The sequence below is a fragment of the Mycobacterium bourgelatii genome (genome assembly GCF_010723575.1).
GTDB classification, from domain to species: domain Bacteria; phylum Actinomycetota; class Actinomycetes; order Mycobacteriales; family Mycobacteriaceae; genus Mycobacterium; species Mycobacterium bourgelatii.
Genome location: NZ_BLKZ01000001.1, coordinates 5,215,339 through 5,233,020, shown reverse-complemented (window position 1 = coordinate 5,233,020; position 17,682 = coordinate 5,215,339). Strand labels below are relative to the sequence as shown.

16 protein-coding genes and 1 pseudogene are annotated in these 17,682 nt (G+C 66.3%); 7 read left to right on the top strand and 10 right to left on the bottom strand.

All coding sequences use genetic code 11. The features are described from left to right. Positions 1-44: 44 nt before the first annotated feature. From G6N68_RS22305 to G6N68_RS22295, 3 genes are all read right to left on the bottom strand, one after another. The gene (locus G6N68_RS22305; RefSeq protein ID WP_163717020.1) at positions 45-1,241 is read right to left on the bottom strand and encodes a PPE family protein; all 1,197 of its coding nucleotides are present in this window, start codon (positions 1,239-1,241) and stop codon (positions 45-47) included. A 188-nt stretch (positions 1,242-1,429) separates the two neighbouring features. Continuing rightward, positions 1,430-2,653, bottom strand: coding sequence for an IS1380 family transposase (locus G6N68_RS22300; RefSeq protein ID WP_240355563.1), 1,224 nt, complete (start codon positions 2,651-2,653; stop codon positions 1,430-1,432). Positions 2,654-2,968: 315 nt separating this feature from the next. Beyond that, complete coding sequence (locus G6N68_RS22295) at positions 2,969-3,268, bottom strand: PE family protein (RefSeq protein ID WP_163717018.1); 300 nt, start codon at positions 3,266-3,268, stop codon at positions 2,969-2,971. Positions 3,269-3,653: 385 nt separating this feature from the next. Here G6N68_RS22295 and G6N68_RS22290 point away from each other — a divergent pair, with 385 nt between their 5' ends. Both G6N68_RS22290 and G6N68_RS22285 read left to right on the top strand, forming a co-directional pair. Next, positions 3,654-4,331: a TetR family transcriptional regulator gene (locus G6N68_RS22290; RefSeq protein ID WP_163718873.1), complete on the top strand. Its 678-nt coding sequence runs from the start codon at positions 3,654-3,656 to the stop codon at positions 4,329-4,331. Between the two features lie 101 nt (positions 4,332-4,432). Next, entirely contained in the window at positions 4,433-5,197 is a 765-nt protein-coding gene (locus tag G6N68_RS22285; RefSeq protein WP_163717016.1) for a TetR family transcriptional regulator, read from the top strand. On the opposite strand, the gene G6N68_RS22280 is transcribed toward G6N68_RS22285, so the two are convergent. From G6N68_RS22280 to metG, 3 genes are all read right to left on the bottom strand, one after another. Continuing rightward, the gene (locus G6N68_RS22280) at positions 5,198-5,767 is read right to left on the bottom strand and encodes a serine acetyltransferase (protein WP_163717014.1); all 570 of its coding nucleotides are present in this window, start codon (positions 5,765-5,767) and stop codon (positions 5,198-5,200) included. An 87-nt stretch (positions 5,768-5,854) separates the two neighbouring features. Beyond that, positions 5,855-6,220: a PAS domain S-box protein gene (locus tag G6N68_RS22275; protein ID WP_163718872.1), complete on the bottom strand. Its 366-nt coding sequence runs from the start codon at positions 6,218-6,220 to the stop codon at positions 5,855-5,857. 126 nt (positions 6,221-6,346) lie between these two features. Further along, the gene (metG, locus tag G6N68_RS22270; protein WP_163717012.1) at positions 6,347-7,897 is read right to left on the bottom strand and encodes a methionine--tRNA ligase; all 1,551 of its coding nucleotides are present in this window, start codon (positions 7,895-7,897) and stop codon (positions 6,347-6,349) included. Positions 7,898-7,937: 40 nt separating this feature from the next. Here metG and G6N68_RS22265 point away from each other — a divergent pair, with 40 nt between their 5' ends. The 5 genes from G6N68_RS22265 to G6N68_RS22245 all read left to right on the top strand — a co-directional run bounded on the left by G6N68_RS22265 (position 7,938) and on the right by G6N68_RS22245 (position 13,970). Then, positions 7,938-8,789: a TatD family hydrolase gene (locus tag G6N68_RS22265; RefSeq protein WP_205351411.1), complete on the top strand. Its 852-nt coding sequence runs from the start codon at positions 7,938-7,940 to the stop codon at positions 8,787-8,789. A 189-nt stretch (positions 8,790-8,978) separates the two neighbouring features. Beyond that, a complete protein-coding gene (locus G6N68_RS22260; protein WP_205351410.1) occupies positions 8,979-10,106 on the top strand; it encodes a resuscitation-promoting factor in 1,128 nt (375 codons plus the stop codon). Continuing rightward, positions 10,079-11,005, top strand: a complete 927-nt coding sequence (rsmA, locus tag G6N68_RS22255) for a 16S rRNA (adenine(1518)-N(6)/adenine(1519)-N(6))-dimethyltransferase RsmA (RefSeq protein WP_163718869.1) — start codon at positions 10,079-10,081, stop codon at positions 11,003-11,005. Before G6N68_RS22260 ends, rsmA begins: the two co-directional genes overlap by 28 nt. Positions 11,006-11,055: 50 nt before the next feature. After that, on the top strand, positions 11,056-12,003 hold the full coding sequence (locus G6N68_RS22250; protein ID WP_371871649.1) for a 4-(cytidine 5'-diphospho)-2-C-methyl-D-erythritol kinase: 948 nt from the start codon (positions 11,056-11,058) through the stop codon (positions 12,001-12,003). A 332-nt stretch (positions 12,004-12,335) separates the two neighbouring features. Further along, complete coding sequence (locus tag G6N68_RS22245; RefSeq protein WP_163717009.1) at positions 12,336-13,970, top strand: fatty acyl-AMP ligase; 1,635 nt, start codon at positions 12,336-12,338, stop codon at positions 13,968-13,970. 88 nt (positions 13,971-14,058) lie between these two features. Here G6N68_RS22245 and pth read toward each other — a convergent pair whose 3' ends face one another. The 4 genes and pseudogenes from pth to G6N68_RS22225 all read right to left on the bottom strand — a co-directional run bounded on the left by pth (position 14,059) and on the right by G6N68_RS22225 (position 17,606). Beyond that, a complete protein-coding gene (gene pth, locus G6N68_RS22240; RefSeq protein WP_163717007.1) occupies positions 14,059-14,634 on the bottom strand; it encodes an aminoacyl-tRNA hydrolase in 576 nt (191 codons plus the stop codon). A 12-nt stretch (positions 14,635-14,646) separates the two neighbouring features. Further along, positions 14,647-15,303: a 50S ribosomal protein L25/general stress protein Ctc gene (locus G6N68_RS22235; protein WP_163717004.1), complete on the bottom strand. Its 657-nt coding sequence runs from the start codon at positions 15,301-15,303 to the stop codon at positions 14,647-14,649. A 175-nt stretch (positions 15,304-15,478) separates the two neighbouring features. Beyond that, positions 15,479-16,347 (bottom strand): annotated as a pseudogene (locus tag G6N68_RS22230) (oxidoreductase). Between the two features lie 26 nt (positions 16,348-16,373). Next, a complete protein-coding gene (locus tag G6N68_RS22225; RefSeq protein WP_163717001.1) occupies positions 16,374-17,606 on the bottom strand; it encodes a cytochrome P450 in 1,233 nt (410 codons plus the stop codon). Between the last annotated feature and the right edge of the window lie 76 nt (positions 17,607-17,682).

The window sequence follows — 17,682 nt, the reverse complement described above, 5'->3', positions numbered from 1 at the left end:
AAATGATGACTTTAGTTATGCGGTGGTGTTCAGGGGAGGCTGAGTTAGACGACGGCGCCGTACCCGGCGGACGGCGGCTGCGCCATCACGGTGGGAACGAGCCCATACCGGGGCATCGGGTTTCTCGGGCCGGTGGCCCCTCGGGGCACTCCGCCAAGCAGGGCCGGCGGCACGCCTCCTTCGCCGACCATGCCGGTGGTCACGGCCCCCTGGGCCCCGGCGAAGTGGGCCGTCGGGATCACGCTGGTCCAGGTGGGGGGCACCGACAGCGACCCCAAACTGGCGGCCGAACCCATCGCGCCGAGCACGCCGCCCATGGCCGCTTCGCCGCCGATCATCGCTTCTTCGGCCGCCACGGCCGCGCCCTCGACGGCGCCCTCGACGGCGGCCGCTGCCGCGGCGGCCTCTTGCGCGGCGGTGGCCGCCATGCCTTGCATGGTCTGAGCGATGCCCAACAGGCTCGACAGCGCGAAGACCGGCATGACGGCGATATTCAACAAGTTCGCCATCTCGCCACTGGAGCCAAGGGGGGATGTGGACGGAAGGGTAAGCGCCGCTGCGGCCGGTCCCGACGCACCGCTGACGTTCGCGGGGGAGGCCATGCTGGTCAGCGCCGCGGGGACCGTCTCCACCAGGGAGGCCAGCGTCGATTGCGTGGCCCCGGCTTCCCCGGCCGCCTGCGAGACCGCGGTCGCCTGCGCGGCCAGCCCCGCCGCCTCGGTGACCGGCGGCGGCAGTTGGAACGGTGCCAGCGTCGACGCGGACGCCGAGGTGGCGGCGTAGCCGTACATCGCCGCGGCGTCCTGCGCCCACATTTCGCAGTACAGGGCTTCGGTTGCCGCGATCGCCGGCGAGTTTTGGCCGAAGAAGTTCGTCGCGACCAACGCCGCCAGCAGACTGCGGTTCGCGGCGATCACCGCTGGCGGCACGGTAGCGGCGTATGCCGCTTCGTAGGCGGCGATGGCTGCCCTCGCCTGGCTTGCCGCGAGCTCGGCCTGCCCGGCCGTCACGGAAGTCCAGGTCGCAAAGGGGATGAACGCGGCTGCCGCGTTCGCCGCCGCGGGACCCAGCCACGGCCCGCTGGTCAGGCCGGCGATCACCGACGAGTAAGACGAAGCGGCCGTCTGTAGCTCGGTTGCCAACGCATCCCAGGCCACCGCGGCACCGATCATCGACCCCGCCCCGGGACCGGCATACATCCTGGCGGAATTGATTTCTGGAGGAAGTGCGCCGAAATCCATTTAATCGTTACCCCCCTTTAGCCTCGATTTTTCGTCGAGGGTGATTTCGGTCGGACTTGGCGATGGGGTGCGTGGTGTCTGGGGTTTGTGTGGTTTAGGGCGTGTTGGGGTTGTCCCGTGTCGCCGGGTTGGCGGGCTTTCCCAGGGCCGGTGGTCTTTCGTGCTCGGTTGGTCAGCTGGGTTGTCGGTCAACCGAAGGCGGTGCGGATGTGTTGCCATGCGGTGGCGATGGCTGCGGCCCATCGCCAGGTGGCGTCGATGCGTAGTCGGGTTCGGCGGGCGCCGCGGGTGATGCGGGCTGCGACGTGCAGGACTCGGTAGCGGAAGGTAGCGATCTCGGCACGGGTCAGGCCGGGGTGGCCGGTGAATCCGATGAGCTGGCACCAGGTGACCAGATCGGCTGCGGCCAAGACGATTTCCAGCCAGGCGGCGTTGGCGTCGAATGCCTGACACGGCAGGTTGCGCAGGCCGGTGGCTTTGAGTTCGCGGATGCGGTCTTCGACGCGGGCGTGTTGGCGGTGGCGTAGTTCCAGACCTGCCACCTGGCCGGCGACCACACCGGGCGGTGTGTCGGTGATGAACGCGGTGACCCGCATCCCGTCGGCGTCGGTGAACCGCAACTGCGCACCCGGATGGGGCCTTTCCTTGCGCAGGATCAGCCGGGTCCCCGCCGCCACGATGACAGGTTGACCAGGTTGGTGGCCTCGGCGACCCAGGCGCCCTCGCGGATACCACCGTCGGTGTCGATCGCCGGATACCAGCACTGCCCGATGTTGAGAGTGTCCACAGCGTCCTGCACCCGCCAATCCACGGGTAGCCGAAGGAGAACCCCACGCCGCGGCGCGGCAGGCGTCGGCGAAGTCGTGGGTGGCCCCGGCGGTGTCGCAGCGCACCAGCACCGCCGGCTTGTCGGGGTCGTCGCGATGATCGGGGTCCGGCCGCCATCGCGCCGGCAGGCCGGCCAGTGCCTGCGCTAGGACACTGACGTGGTCAGCTGCGGTGTTGGAGCCCGCGCCACCGGGGCGCAGTAGGCCGCCAGCGCTTCCCCGCCGGCGATCTCGGGGCGGTCCACGAAGGCCAGCAGCGGGTGGTGACCGTAGGTCTTTTCCAGGTCGCCCTGCCTTCTCCTTGTTATCGGAATGATCGAGGACCAGGGTGGCGTCGATGTCGATGTGCAACCAGCCACCCGGTGCGGGGGCGGCGCCGGCGGCCCAGGCCGCTGCGCGGGCCGCAGCCCGGGCGGCACGCACCCGCGGTAGGTGCGAAGCATCGATGCGCTCATCGATTAGCCGCCACATCGTGGTCGTGGAGGCTTTGGCACCCAGGACATGCTCACGGTCGCCGCACAGTTGTCCGACCGCGTCGATGCAGTCCGCCCCATCGGCGACCGCGGCAGCCAGATCAGCGAACACCTCCCGGGCGCATACACCCACGGGCCCCGGTAGGTATCTGCCAACGCGGCGGTGACCTGCGCCGATAACCCGCTGCGGTCCGCGAGCTCACGCACCATGGCCATCCCGGCATGCGACACGACACCATAACCGTCGGCGGAAACTTTCACCCGCGACCCGACCGCGATATTCTTCACCTGCGAGGTGCCTTCCCGCTGGAACGACTGAACCCGTAGAGAAGTCCAATTATTCCTTGCAGGACAGGCACTTTCGCATATCTACACCCCGAAACTCACAACGTTTCACGAAAAATCCGGGTTAGCCCCCCCGGGCTCGTTAACCTGTCGCGCCTACGTTCGCCGCTTCGGTTGCGGCATAGGAATTGGCACTTAGGCTCAAGGCGTCGACGAACATCTGGTGAATCTCCGCAGCTCGGGCGCTCACCGCCTGATAGACCTGGGCGTGAGCGGCGAACTGCACTGCCGTCAGCGCCGACACCTCGTCGGCGGCGGCGGGGATGACTTCGGTGGTGGGAGCGGCGGCTGCCGCGTTGCCCGCGTTTACCGCGGAGCCGATGCCTTGCAAGGTCTCGGCCGATGCCGCGAGAACTTCCGGTTGCGTTGTAACGAACGACATGGGTCTCTCCTAACGCCTACAGCTCGATCAGGATGCGGTTCCAACGACGACGGCCCAATGCCGAGATTGCGACTACTTCGACGCCCCCAACAAACCGAATATCGCTATAAGCGAACTATTACATACCTGTAGGATGTTGTGAAGATCTAAAACCAACTTCAAGTATGGCCGATATCACGTTTAACGCGCGGACAATCGCAACACCGCACGTCGACGGCGGACTGATAACCTCAGAGACGGCGCCCGCCGCCTGAGACTCCCGGTGAGCGTTTAGGCACGTAAACGAGGCTCACTACCTGCTTCGAGAGGGAGGCGCGAACCTGAATGCGACCCTCCGACGTGGGCAGTACCTGCCGACAAGGACCCAGTGAGCTATTCGCCAAAGATGACCAGCGACTCGACTGACGGACGAGCGGATACCACTCGTCAGCAGATCTTGCGTGCTGCAGCGCATCAGTTCGCCCGTCGCGCCTACCACGATGTGGGCCTGGATGACATCCTCGCCGAGGCCGAATTGACCAAGGGCGCAATGTACTTTCACTTCCGCTCCAAGCACGCACTGGCGGTGGCGATCATCGAGCAGCACATCGCGGTGGGCCGGGTCGCCGTGCAGGAGTTGTTGTCCAAGGAGCTTTCCGGCCTGGAGACGCTGATCGACTTCACTTACCTGGCCGCAAGTCGAGACCTCGGTCAGGACGTGTCGCGCGCCGCGGGACATTTGCTCGAATCGGTCGGGCGTACCGAAGGCCTGCGGGCCAGGCTGCTCGATGGCTGGATCGACGCTCTCACCGAGGTGGTCCGGCGCGCGATCGCCGAAGGAGACGTCGCACCGCGTTGCGACCCGGAGGATGTCGGGCGCCTCGTGGTGTCGATGTACATGGGTTTGCGGCAGACCAGCGACCTGGACGCCCCGCAGCGGTATCTACTCGACCTGGAGAAGAACTGGGTCTTGGTGCTGCAGGGTATCTTGCAGCCGGATCGGTTCGACTACTTCAGGCAATTCCTCCGTCGTCGCACGGCGCTTGCGGTCAACTCGATGGCGGCCCGCGAAGCCTCGGCTTGAGGCGCCTTGGTGGCTGTTACGATTTGGTGGTCTGACCAGGACAAACGAGACCCAAAGGTCCGCAATTCGCGGATCATGGCACTGTCGGAGGGGCAGAATCGATGGCTCGCCAGATACGGTCGGAGCTGACTCGTCGAAAGATTCTCGATGCTGCCATCGACGTCTTCGGCGAGGTCGGCTACGCCGCCGCGGGGTGGGGCACCATCATCGAGCGAACGGGCATGACCAAGGGCGCCCTCTATCACCACTTCGATTCGAAGGAAGCGCTCGCGTCCGACATCATCGACGAGGGCTCGCAAACGATGCTGCTGGCCTTCAACAACGTCTGCGGGTCGGCCTCGCCCGCGCTGGAGAACATGATCCACGGCACCTTTGCCATCGCCAAGGTGTTGAGCACCGACAAGGTGGCGCGCGCGGCCGAACAGTTGACGGCGGCATTGAGCGGATTCAACGAGGCGACCGCGCGCAGCTGCCGCAATTGGGTTGAGGCAATGGCGCGCCAGGCTCGGCGGGCCATCGCCGAAGGCGACGTTCGACCCGACATCGACCCCGACGTCGTCAGCGCGACGATCGTCGGAGCCATGTACGGCGCGCGCGTGCTGGCGGTTGCCATCTCCGGACAACGCGCCAGCGCAGGTCTGGCCGATGACCTCAGCGGCCGACTGAATCAACTGTGGGGGGTGCTCCTTCCCGGCATCGCAACCGAAGAGGCCCTGCCGTATTTCCGGCAATTCCTGGCTCGCGAGGCGATGCGTCATTCCCGTTCCCAGGGGGCGGCCAACGGTCGGGCGGCCACCGTTGCGGCAGCCGGCGACGCGCCGACCAGCGACGCGCCAGCCAGCGACGCGGCGATTCTGGAGAATTAGTCAGGCGTCCGCGAGCAGTGCCTGCTGGGCGGGGCGCGGACGGCGATCTTTGACGATGTGGGCCGGAATGCCGGCCACGTCGACGTCGTCGGGCACTGGCTTGGTCACGACGGCGCCGGCAAGGATGCCCACGCGACTGCCGACATCGACGCCAAGCACCATGGCACCGGGGAAGATGAACACGTCGTCGCCGATGGTGGGGTACTGGCCCGGCCGCCCTTCCCCGATCGTCACACCTTGGTGGATCCGGCAGTTGGCGCCAATTCGTGCCCGATGATGCACATGAACCCAGCCGACATGTGCGATCGACAAGCCGGGGCCGAATGCGTTGCGCGGGATACCGAACCCGAGCCGTTCGCCCAAGAATTTGCACCGCAGTCGCAGGTATCCGGCGATGAGGCGGCCGAAGGGTGTTCGGGCGGTGTTCGTCCAGTACTCGGACTTACGAAGTAGGCGCTGAAAATAGGCCGCGCGATGGACGATCCGGTAGCGATGTCGCCAGCGGTCGAGCCCGTGGGCGTTCAAGTCCGCAGCAAGATACAACCCGAGCTCTCTGCGAGTCTTGATCATACCCCAAAACCATACTACAGGTATTAATAAGTGGCTATGCGAAAACTTGCGGTCTGGGAAACTCATAGAGACCCGGCGGGTAGGGTGTCAGCGCTCCTCCAACCAGAGCTGCTCGGTCAGGTCTTGGAACGCCGCGAGGGCGAAGTTGTCGTCGGACCGCATGACCGCCGACCGGCTCATCAGCGCCTTCACTACGGAACCGTCCTTGTGTGACAGTTCGACGACTTCGTTGGCCAGGGCCCGGACGAAGGACAGCAGCGACGACTCCGAGTCCGGGGTCTGGTGGAAGATCTCATGGAACTTCAGGGCGAGCACTTCCTCCGGATCGAATCCCACCATCTCCGCGAACGCGGTGTTGGTGAACAAGATGCCCCCGTCATGCCCAATCGCGAGAATGGGAACCGGAATCCGCTCCAGTACCACCAGCGCCGGCAACTGCTTGAGGGTGGCCATCGGCGATTGGCTGGCTTGCCGATTCCGTCGTCGCTCCACAGCCCGATTATGTCCTATGCCAGACCGTAGCTCGGACGCTTTCGAGTTACCGGTAGTGAAGCCGCAGGCTGGACCCGGAGATTGGGCTCAGTCCGCCTGAAAACGCGGGAAAACCCCGGTTGGCTGTGGTAAGGCGGTGCCGGGAACCAGCCGAGCTCCGACGGAAGTGAATGTCCGCTCGTCTGTGGGCTGGCCCAGCAGGTCCAGCAATCTGCCCGCCGATTCCGGCATCACGGGCTGCACCAGCAGCGCCGCGATCCGCACCACTTCGCACGTGGTGTACAGCACGGTTCGGAATCTGACCTGGTCCGCTTCGGAGTCGCTCTTGCGCAGTACCCAGGGCTGCTGGGCGGAGAAGTACTTGTTCGCGTCACCGAGCATCAGCCAGATCGCTTCCAAGGCCAGATGCATCGCCTGAGCGTCGAAATGCGCGCGCACCCGCTCCAACAAACCGTCAGCGGTGGTCAGCAATTCGGTGTCCGCAGCGGTGAATTCGCCGGGCTCGGGGACCGCCCCGTCCAGGTTCTTGGCGATCATCGACAACGAGCGCTGGGCGAGGTTGCCGAGCTCGTTGGCCAGGTCGGTGTTGATCCGCGTGATGATCGCCTCTTCGCTGTAGCTGCCGTCCTGGCCGAACGGCACCTCGCGCAACAGGAAATAGCGGACTTGGTCCACGCCGAAGGTGTCGGCCAGGGCCGTCGGGTCGACGGTGTTGCCCACCGACTTGCTCATCTTCTCGCCCCGGTTGTGCAGGAACCCGTGCGCGAAAACCCTTCGGGGCAACTCGATTCCGGCCGACATCAAAAACGCCGGCCAGTAGACCGCGTGGAACCTGATGATGTCCTTGCCGATCATGTGCAGGTCGGCGGGCCAGTAGCGCTGGAACGAGTCCGAGCTGGTGTCGGGGAAGCCGGCCCCGGTCAGATAGTTGGTCAGCGCGTCCACCCAGACGTACATGACGTGGTCGGGGTGGTCCGGCACCGGGACGCCCCAGTCGAAGGACGTGCGTGAGACGGACAAGTCCTTCAGCCCGCCGGAGACGAAGCTGATCACCTCGTTGCGGCGTACGTCGGGTCCGATGAACTCCGGATTGGCTTCGTAGTGGGCGAGCAGCTTGTCGGCGTATGCCGACAGCCGGAAGAAGTAGGTCTGCTCCTCGGTCCAGGTCACCGGGGTGCCCGTCTCGACCGCGATGCGGACCCCGTCGACAACCTCGGTCTCCGATTCGACGAAGAACCGCTCGTCGCGAACCGAGTACCAACCCGAGTAGTCGTCGAGATAGATGTCCCCGGCGTCGGCCATCCGTCGCCAGATCTCCTTCGACGCCTCGTGGTGATCGGCGTCGGTGGTGCGGATGAAGCGGTCGAAGGAGATGTTCAGCCTCTCCTGCATGCGTTGGAACACATCCGAATTCCGCCGCGCGTGCTCGGCCGTCGGCACACCCGCTGCCGCGGCCGCCTGGGCGACCTTCAGGCCGTGCTCGTCGGTCCCGGTGAGAAACCGGACGTCGTAACCGTCCAGCCGCTTGAACCGGGCTATCGCGTCGCTGGCGACGTATTCGTAGGCGTGACCCACGTGCGGCGCGGCGTTGGGATACGCGATCGCCGTGGTGATGTAGAAGGGCTGCTTAGGGCTCATCGGAGTTTCACCCTAATTGGGCGCACATATTGTGTGCGACGTGAGCTCCAACCGTCAGGACCGCAACCGACCTCCCGCGCCGGAGCCGTTGGCGCCGTTAGTCGACGCCCACACCCACCTCGACGCGTGTGGCGCGACGGACGCCGCTTCCGTCGGCGCGATTCTCGACCGCGCGAACGCCGTGGGCGTCGAGACGGTGGTCACCATCGCCGACGACCTGGATTCGGCCCGCTGGGTGACCCGCGCTGCGGAGTGGGATCCGCGGGTGTATGCCGCGGTGGCGTTGCACCCCACCCGCACGGACGCGCTGGACCAGGCGACCCGCGCCGAGATCGAGCAGCTGGTGTCCCATCCCCGGGTGGTGGCCGTCGGTGAGACCGGTATGGACATGTACTGGCCGGGCAAGCTGGACGGGTGCGCCGCGCTGGAGGTCCAGCGGGAGGCCTTCGCGTGGCACATCGACCTGGCGAAGCGGGTCGGCAAGCCGCTGATGATCCACAATCGGCAGGCCGACCGCGAGGTGCTCGACGTGCTGCGGGCCGAGGGTGCGCCCGAGACCGTGATCTTTCACTGCTTCTCATCCGACAGCTCGATGGCTCGGGAGTGCATCGCCGCGGGGTGGTTCATCAGCCTGTCCGGGACGGTCAGCTTTCGCAACGCGCGAGAGCTGCGCGAAGCGGCGCCACTGATACCGGCGGACCAACTTTTGGTGGAAACCGATGCACCTTTTTTGACGCCCCACCCGTACCGCGGCGCAGCGAACGAACCGTATTGTCTGCCCTATACCGTCCGGGCGTTGGCTGAGCTGGTAAATCGGCGTCCGGAGGAGCTGGCGGAAATCACGTCCAGCAATGCGCGCCGGGTGTATGGGCTGGCCTCGATATCGCCCTGATTTGCCCCTACCGGCCCGACTTGCTGCGTGCAGGAGTTGCTCACCGTTGGCCGGTTCGTTACCGTCTTGTGATCGTACGGGTGGGTGTCCTTCTCTCGAAGGGGCCCATTTTGTGATTTTCAGCTGAGAAGGTCGGAGCTTTGGCAAAAGGTTTGTCGCTAAGGTGCTGATTAGGTCGGGATAGAGCTTTTGAAACTGGTTACAAAACTTCACCAATCCGAATCACCGTTGCTGCGCCTGGTAGTTGGCGCGTTGTTGCTGGCCCTGGTTTTCGCCGGCGGGTTCGCGATTTCCGCAGTTAAGACAGTGACGTTGACCGTCGACGGAAACGCGATGCGGGTCAAGACCATGAAGTCGCGGGTGATCGACATCGTCGAGGAGAACGGGTTCTCGATCACCGAGCGCGACGACCTGTACCCGGCCGCTGACGTAACAGTCGGTGATGCCGCCGACATCGTGCTGCGCCGCAGTCGTCCGCTGCAGATTTCGCTGGACGGCCACGAGACCAGGCAGGTGTGGACAACCGCTTCCACCGTCGACGAGGCGCTGGCGCAACTGGCCATGACCGACACGGCCCCCGCTGCGGCTTCGCGCGGTACCCGTGTTCCGTTGAGCGGCATGGCGCTGCCGGTGGTCAGCGCCAAGACGGTGCAGATTGACGATGCCGGGGTGGTACGCACGGTGCACCTGCCGGCGCCGAACGTCGCGGGGCTGCTGAGCGCCGCCGGTGCGCCGTTGGAGGCGACCGACCACGTGGTGCCCAGCGCGACGGCGCCCATCGTGGACGGGATGGAGATCCACGTGACCCGTAACCGCATCGGGCAGGTCACCGAGCGGGTGCCGCTGCCCCCACCGGCCCGTCGCATCGAAGACCCGGAGCTCAACCAGAGCCGCGAAATCATCGAAGACCCGGGCATGCCCGGCACCCAGGACGTGACTTTCGCGGTGGCGTCGGTCAACGGTGTCGAGACCGGCCGGCTGCCCATCTCCAACGTGGTGCTGGTGCCGGCCCGTGAAGCGGTGGTGCGGGTAGGGGTCAAGCCCGGCACTGAGGTGCCCCCGGTGATCGACGGAGCCGTCTGGGACGCCATCGCGGGCTGCGAGGCGGGTGGCAACTGGTCCATCAACACCGGCAACGGCTACTACGGCGGCGTTCAGTTCGACCAGGGCACCTGGGAGGCGAACGGCGGGCTGCGTTACGCGCCCCGTGCCGACCTGGCCACCCGTGAAGAGCAGATCGCCGTCGCCGAGGTGACTCGCCAGCGCCAGGGCTGGGGCGCCTGGCCCGTCTGCAGCGGACGGGTGGGCACCCGCTGACGATCCGGCTGCTGGGCCGCAACGAGATCAGGCGGCTGGCCAAGGAACTCGATTTCCGGCCTCGGAAGTCGTTCGGTCAGAACTTTGTCCACGACGCCAATACCGTGCGACGGGTGGTCACCGTTTCCGGGGTGACCCGCTCGGACGTCGTCCTCGAGGTCGGGCCTGGCCTGGGATCGCTCACGCTGGCGCTGCTGGACCGTGGACCGACAGTGACCGCCATCGAGATCGACCCCGTGCTGGCGGCCCGGCTGCCGCAAACGGTCGTCGAGCATGCCAACGGCGAGGCGCAGCGGCTCACGGTGCTCAACCGTGACGTGTTGACCCTGCGCAAGGAGGATCTGGCTGCCGAGCCGACGGCGGTGGTTGCCAACTTGCCCTACAACGTCGCGGTCCCCGCGCTGTTGCACCTGCTCGCCGAATTCCCCTCGATCCGGGTGGTGACGGTGATGGTGCAAGCCGAGGTCGCCGAACGGCTCGCCGCTGAACCGGGCGGCAAGGAATACGGCGTGCCCAGCGTCAAAGTGAACTTCTACGGACGGGTGCGGCGCTGCGGGACGGTGCCGCCGACGGTTTTCTGGCCCATTCCCCGGGTCTACTCCGGGCTGGTGCGCATCGACCGGTACGAGACCTCGCCCTGGCCTACCGACGCGGCGTTCCGCCAGCAGGTGTTCCAACTGATCGATATCGCCTTCGCTCAGCGACGTAAGACGGCACGCAATGCATTCGTGGAATGGGCGGGCTCGGGGAACGAGTCGGCGAGTCGACTGCTGGCCGCCAGCATCGACCCCTCTCGTCGCGGTGAGACCCTGGCGATCGACGACTTCGTCCGACTCTTGCAGCGCGCCCAGGACAACCCGCCCGGAGCGGATGACGGGCGGCATATTTCGGCTAGCTGAGGAGCAGCGATAGTCTGCTGCGGTGGCGGTGGCTGACATCCTGGTTGCTTATGCCTGACGGGAACACCGCCGAGTTGTGGGTGCCGACCGGGTCGGTGACGGTTCGGGTACCTGGCAAGGTCAACCTCTATCTGGCCGTCGGCGATCGACGTGAGGACGGCTATCACGAGCTGACGACGGTGTTCCATGCCGTCTCGCTCATCGATGAGCTGACCGTGAGCAACGCCGACGTGTTGTCGCTCGAGTTGCTCGGCGAGGGTGCCGACAAACTGCCGAACGACGAACGCAACATCGCCTGGCGGGCGGCCAAGCTGCTGGCCGACCACGTGGGACGGGCGCCGGACGTGTCGATCGTGATTCAGAAGTCGATTCCGGTGGCCGGAGGCATGGGTGGTGGCAGCGCCGACGCCGCCGGTGTGCTGGTGGCGATGAACTCGCTATGGGAACTCAACCTGCCCCGGCGTGATCTGCGCATGCTTGCGGCCAAGCTGGGCAGCGACGTGCCGTTTGCCCTGCACGGCGGGACGGCGCTGGGCACCGGGCGGGGTGAGGAACTGGCTACGGTGTTGTCGCGCAACACCTTTAACTGGGTACTGGCGTTCGCCAAGAGCGAGCTGCTGACCCCAGAGGTGTACGACGAACTCGACCGGCTTCGCGAGGTGGGGGATCCCCCTCGGCTGGACGGGCCGGGTCCGGTGCTGGCCGCGCTGGCCGCCGGCGACCCGCACGAGTTGGCGCCGCTGCTGGGCAATGAGATGCAAGCGGCCGCGATAAGCCTGAACCCATCGCTGCGGCGGGCCCTGCGCGCCGGGGTGGACGCCGGTGCGTTGGCCGGCATCGTGTCCGGGTCGGGGCCGACGTGTGCGTTCCTGTGCGCCTCGGAGGAGTCCGCCGTCGACGTCGGCACACAGCTGTCCGGAGCTGGCGTGTGTCGTACCGTTCGAGTCGCCACCGGGCCCGTGCCCGGCGCGCGAGTGGTGACGCCCACCGAGGCGTGATTGTGGGGTGCCGAGCCGCCGCCCGCGTTGAGACTGCGTGTAGGGCGGCAAAGTCCGAGTAGACACCGCCAACAGTGCAGTATCAACGGGTCCAGGCGGGTGTGACTTGGCCCTCAAACGGCACCAGAGTTTGGCGGTTACTTAAGAGGAGCTTAAGATAATCGGCGGTGAGGACCAGCGGAAGGGAGAGAATGCGGTCTCTGCGTTCGCTGGACATCATCATTTTGAGACTTAATTGCTCCCGAAATGTGCGCGCGCGCCTGCTTTAAAGTGCCGTCCAGCAGGCGGAACATGAAAATCCGGACCCTGGCGCCGGAGCCGAGGAGGTTGCTTTGAGCAGGTTTACCGAAAAGATGTTCCGCAATGCCCATGAGAGCGCCAAGGGCATGGTTACCGGTGAGCCGCACAACCCAATCCGTCACACGTGGCTTGAGGTCCACGAGCGGGCGCGTCAGATTGCCGGAGGGCTGGCTAAGGCCGGCGTCGGGCGTGGTGATGCGGTCGGCGTGTTGGCCGGTGCGCCGGTGGAGATCGCGCCGACCGCCCAGGCCTTGTGGATGCGCGGGGCGAGCCTGACCATGCTGCACCAGCCCACCCCGCGCACCGATCTGGCGTCGTGGGCCGAGGACACCACGACCGTCATCGACATGATCGAGGCCAAGGTCGTCGTCATCTCCGATCCGTTCATGCCTGCGGCTCCGGTCCTGGAGGAACGCGGCGTCAAGGTGTTGACCGTCGCCGACCTGCTGGCCAACGACCCGATTGACCCCGTCGAGACCGACGAGGACGACCTGGCGTTGATGCAGCTGACGTCGGGATCGACCGGTTCCCCCAAAGCCGTGCTCATCACGCACCGAAACGTGTACTCCAACGCCGAGGCCATGTTCATCGGCGCCAAGTACGACGTCGAAAAGGACGTCATGGTCAGCTGGCTGCCCTGCTTCCACGACATGGGCATGATCGGCTTCCTGACGGTGCCGATGTACTTCGGTGCCGAGCTGGTCAAGGTGACCCCGATGGACTTCCTGCGCGACACCTTGCTGTGGGCCAAGTTGATCGACAAGTACAAGGGCACGATGACCGCCGCGCCCAACTTCGCCTACTCGCTGTTCGCCAAGCGGCTGCGCAAGCAGGCCAAGCCGGGCCAGTTCGACCTGTCCACGCTGCGGTTCGCGCTGTCGGGCGCCGAGCCCGTGGAGCCCGCCGACGTCGAGGACCTGATCGACGCCGGCAAGCCGTTCGGACTCAAGCCCGAGGCCATCCTGCCGGCCTACGGCATGGCCGAGACCACGCTGGCGGTGTCCTTCTCGGAGTGCGGTGCGGGTCTGGTGGTCGACGAGGTCGACGCTGACCTGCTGGCCGCGCTGCGCCGGGCGGTTCCGGCCACCCGCGGCAACACCCGCCGTCTGGCGTCGTTGGGCCCGCTGCTGCAGGGGCTTGAGATCCGCATCGTCGGCGACGACGGCACCATCCTGCCGCCCAGGGGCGTCGGCGTCATCGAGTTGCGCGGTGAGCCGTTGACCCCGGGTTACATCACGATGGCCGGTTTCATGCCGGCACAGGACGAGAACGGCTGGTACGACACCGGCGATCTGGGCTACCAGATGGAGAACGGCCACGTCGTGGTCTGCGGCCGGGTCAAGGACGTCATCATCATGGCCGGGCGCAACATCTACCCGACCGACATCGAGCGGGCGGCGTGCCGGGTCGAGGGGGTCCGTCCGGGCTGCGCGGTGGCCGTGCGGCTGGACGCCGGGCATTCGCGGGAAACGTTCGCGGTGGCCGTCGAGTCGAACGCCTTCGAAGACCCCGCCGAGGTGCGTCGCATCGAGCACCAGGTGGCCCACGAGGTTGTCGCCGAGGTGGACATGCGGCCGCGCAACGTCGTGGTGCTCGGGCCCGGGACCATCCCGAAGACCCCGTCGGGCAAGCTGCGCCGCTCGAACACTTTGACTCTGGTCACCTAACCGCATGCTCGGCGAGCCAACGCAAAATCCCCCAATTCGACTGGCGTTTGGGGGATTTCGCGTCTAGTCGCGCGGAGTGATTACCGGTTTACCAGGCGTGCACAATGTTCTGCGCCGGTTCCAGTCCCACCTCGACGAGCAACTCGGTGGCGTCGGCGGCCTGCTCGCAGATCGTCGGGACCTCTGCGCGTTCGGCGGCGGTGAAGTTCTCCAGCACGAATGCCGCGGGATCCTTGCGCCCGGGCGGGCGGCCGATGCCGATGCGAACCCGTTGAAAGTCCTTGGTGCCCAACGCCGCCGCGACCGAGCGCACCCCGTTGTGGCCGCCTTCCCCGCCGCCGAACTTGAGCCGGATGCGGCCGAACTCCAGGTCAAGCTCGTCCTGGATGACGACGATGTCGGCGGGCGGCACCGAGTAGAACTTCGCCAGCGGACCGACCTGGCGGCCGGACTCGTTCATGTAGCAGCGCGGTTTGGCCAGCACCACCGAACGCCCGCCCAGTCGTCCGGTGACCACCTCAGCGCCAGAACGCTTGTGCGCCTTGAACTTCGCACCCAGGCGCGCGGCGAGGATGTCGGCGACGACGAACCCGAGGTTGTGTCGGGTGCGGGCGTAGGTTTCGCCGGGATTGCCCAGGCCGACCAGCAGGAGCGGCTCGGCCATGCGCCAACCCCCCTATTCGGACTCGCCGGAGGCCTCGGCTTCGCCGGCCTCGGCGGCGGCCTCTTCGCCTGCGGCAGCGGCCTCTTCGCCTTCGACCTCTTCCGCGAGGTCCGCGGCGGTCGGGGCGTTCACCACGTTGACCACCAGCAGTTCGGGGTCGGAAACAAGGGTGACGCCCTTGGGCAGCGGGATCTGGCCGGCGGCGAACTGGGTGCCCGGCTCGGCGCCCTCGATGGACACGGTCAACTGTTCGGGAATCGACAGCGCTTCGGCCTCGATCTCGATCGCGTTGGTTTCCTGCGTGACCAGGGTGTCGGGACCGGCCTCGCCCTCGATGACGACGCTGACCTCGACGGTGACCTTCTCGCCGCGACGCACGACCAACAGGTCGGCGTGCTGGATGGTGCGCCGGATCGGGTGAATGTCGATGGCCTTGGTCAACGCCAACTGCTCCTTGCCCTCGATGTCGAGGGTCAGGATGGCATTGGTGCCCGCGTGCCGCAGCACGGCTGCAAAGTCGTGTCCGGGCAGCTCAAGGTGCTGCGGGTCGGAGCCGTGGCCGTAGAGAACGGCGGGAATCTTGCCGTCGCGCCGTGCGCGCCGGGACGCGCCCTTGCCCGTCTCGGTACGTACCTTGACGCTCAGCTGGTTGACTGCGGACTTAGCCATGTGTCGCTCCTGTGTGTCTGTCGGGGCACGGCCAGGATCGCGACGAACTGTCGGTCTCCGTCGATAACGGTGCTGGTAAAGCTGATGCACCCTCGCCGTGACGCCTGGCCAGGTTAGCGCATGTGCACCTCAGAGGAAAAATTCGCGCGACCGGCGCTGCCCGACAACTCGCACCTCAGAGCGGAAATCTGGTGTCGGTGAGCCGCTCCGAGAGCGCCCAAAGGGCGGCGGCGGTCGTCGCGTCGCGTGCCCCCCGGCTCCGCCCCACGGCCTGGGTGCGGCCGAGATAGCCGAATCGGGGGCCGACGTAGGTGTTGCCCGGGAGGTCCTGGGAGGCCGCGTACAGCGTCTGACGGGCGCCGAAGTCGGCGTCGGTGGCCATGATGCGGGTGGCGGCCGAGACCACCGCGTCGCCGAACTTGCGCCCGGAAGCCCCTTGCAGGTTGGTGTGCGAGTAGCCCGGGTGTGCGGCCAGCGCCCGCAGCGGCGACCCGGCCGCCTCGAGCCGCGCTGCAACTCGCTGGTGAACAGCAGGTTCGCCAGCTTCGACTGGCTGTAGGCCAACCAGGGCGAATACCGTCGGGTCTGCCAATTGAGGTCGTCGAGGGCGATCCGGCCCGGCCAGTGCGCCATCGACGAGACCGTCACCACCCGATCGGTGAGTTTGGGCACCAGCAGGTTGGTCAGCGCGAAGTGGCCGAGGTGGTTCGTGCCGATCTGGCTTTCGAAACCGTCGGTGGTCAGCGCGTACGGGGCGGCCATGATGCCGGCGTTGTTGATCAGCACGTCGGCCCCGTCCATACCTTCGGCGAACGACCGCACGGACGACAGATCCTGCAGATCGAGTCGGCGTACCTCGACATGCCCGCTCATCTGGCGCGCGACGTCCTCACCCTTGTCGGTGTTGCGGACGGCCATGATGATTGCGGCGCCGCGGCCGGCCAACTCGCGGGCCGTCACCGCGCCCAGGCCGCTGTTGGCGCCGGTGATGATCACCGTGCGCCCGGCGAACGAAGGAAGATCAGCTGCCGTCCATCCCGTCACGGTACCTAACTGTAGATAGCCGCTTCTCACGACTTGTCGAACGCCAACGGAAGGGTGGTGGGCCCGGTGATGCCGGCCATGGACTTCCACGGGGCCGGGCCGGTCTGGCGGGCCTTGGGCATGCGGGCGGTGATGACGCGAAGCGCCTCGGTCAATTCCAACCGCGCCAGATGAGCACCGAGGCAGTAGTGCACGCCGCCGCCGAAATTCATGATGGCCCCGGGGTTGGTCCGGGTGATGTCGAACCGGTCCGGGTCTTCGAAGACCTTCGGGTCGCGGTTGGCGGCGGCGGTGTTGGCGAGCACGATGGTGCCCGCCGGGATGCGGACCCCGGCGAGTTCGACGTCCTCGGCGGCCTGCCGGATGGTGCCGAAAATGATTGGAAAATAACGCATTAGCTCATGCACCGCATCGATCGCCAGTTCGGGGCTGCGGGCGAGCAGGTCCCACTGGGCCGGGTGCGCGCACAACACGTGTATCGCCGCGGCGAGTTGGTTGCGGGTGGTGTCGGTGCCGGCGCCGAGCAGGGTGCCGCACAGCATGAGCAGTTCGTCGTGAGTGAGGCGGTCACCGTCGTCTTCGGCGCGGATGAGGTCGGAGATCAGGTCATCGGACAGGGACACCCGTCGGCGCGCGATCAATTCCTCTATATAGGCGTCCAGTGCATGCCACGCCGCCAAGATCTCCGGAGTGTCCTCGACGACATTGGTTTCGAAGACCTTCTTGATCGCATCGGTCCAATCGGAGAACAGCTGCCAGTCCTGTGGCGGCGCGCCGAGTAGCGCGCAGATGACCGGTGTGGGGTAGCGGCGGGCGATGTCGGCGACGAGGTCGCAGTGCCCGACGGCGGTGAAGGGTTCGACCAAGCCGGTGATGACGTCGACGATCAAGCCCCGGAGCCGTTCTGCGGCGCGGGGTGCAAAAGCCTTCGACACCAGGCGCCGCAGCCGGTGATGAGCCGCGCCGTCCAACCCGAGGATGTTACTCGTTGCCCTGTCCCACAGGGGGCCCGAAGTGATTCCTTGCACGCTGAGTCCCAACCCCTGCGCGGTGACGAAGCGGCTGTCGCGCAGCACCGCTCGGACCAGGTCGTAGGTCAGCACTTCGGGTCCGTAGAGGCCGAGGGCGATTGGAGAGACGGCGCGCGTCTCGGCGATGACGCGGTGCGCTTCTGCTGGGTCGGTGAGTTGGTCGTAGGCGATGACCGGCAGTGCGCCATCAAAGACGCTGGGGTAATCGAGCGCTGTTTGGATCGTCATGTTCTTGACTATCCGGAGGTCGGCGTCCGGAAAGATCCGCCGCAGCGCGCATATTTGCGCGCACCGACCGCGCAAT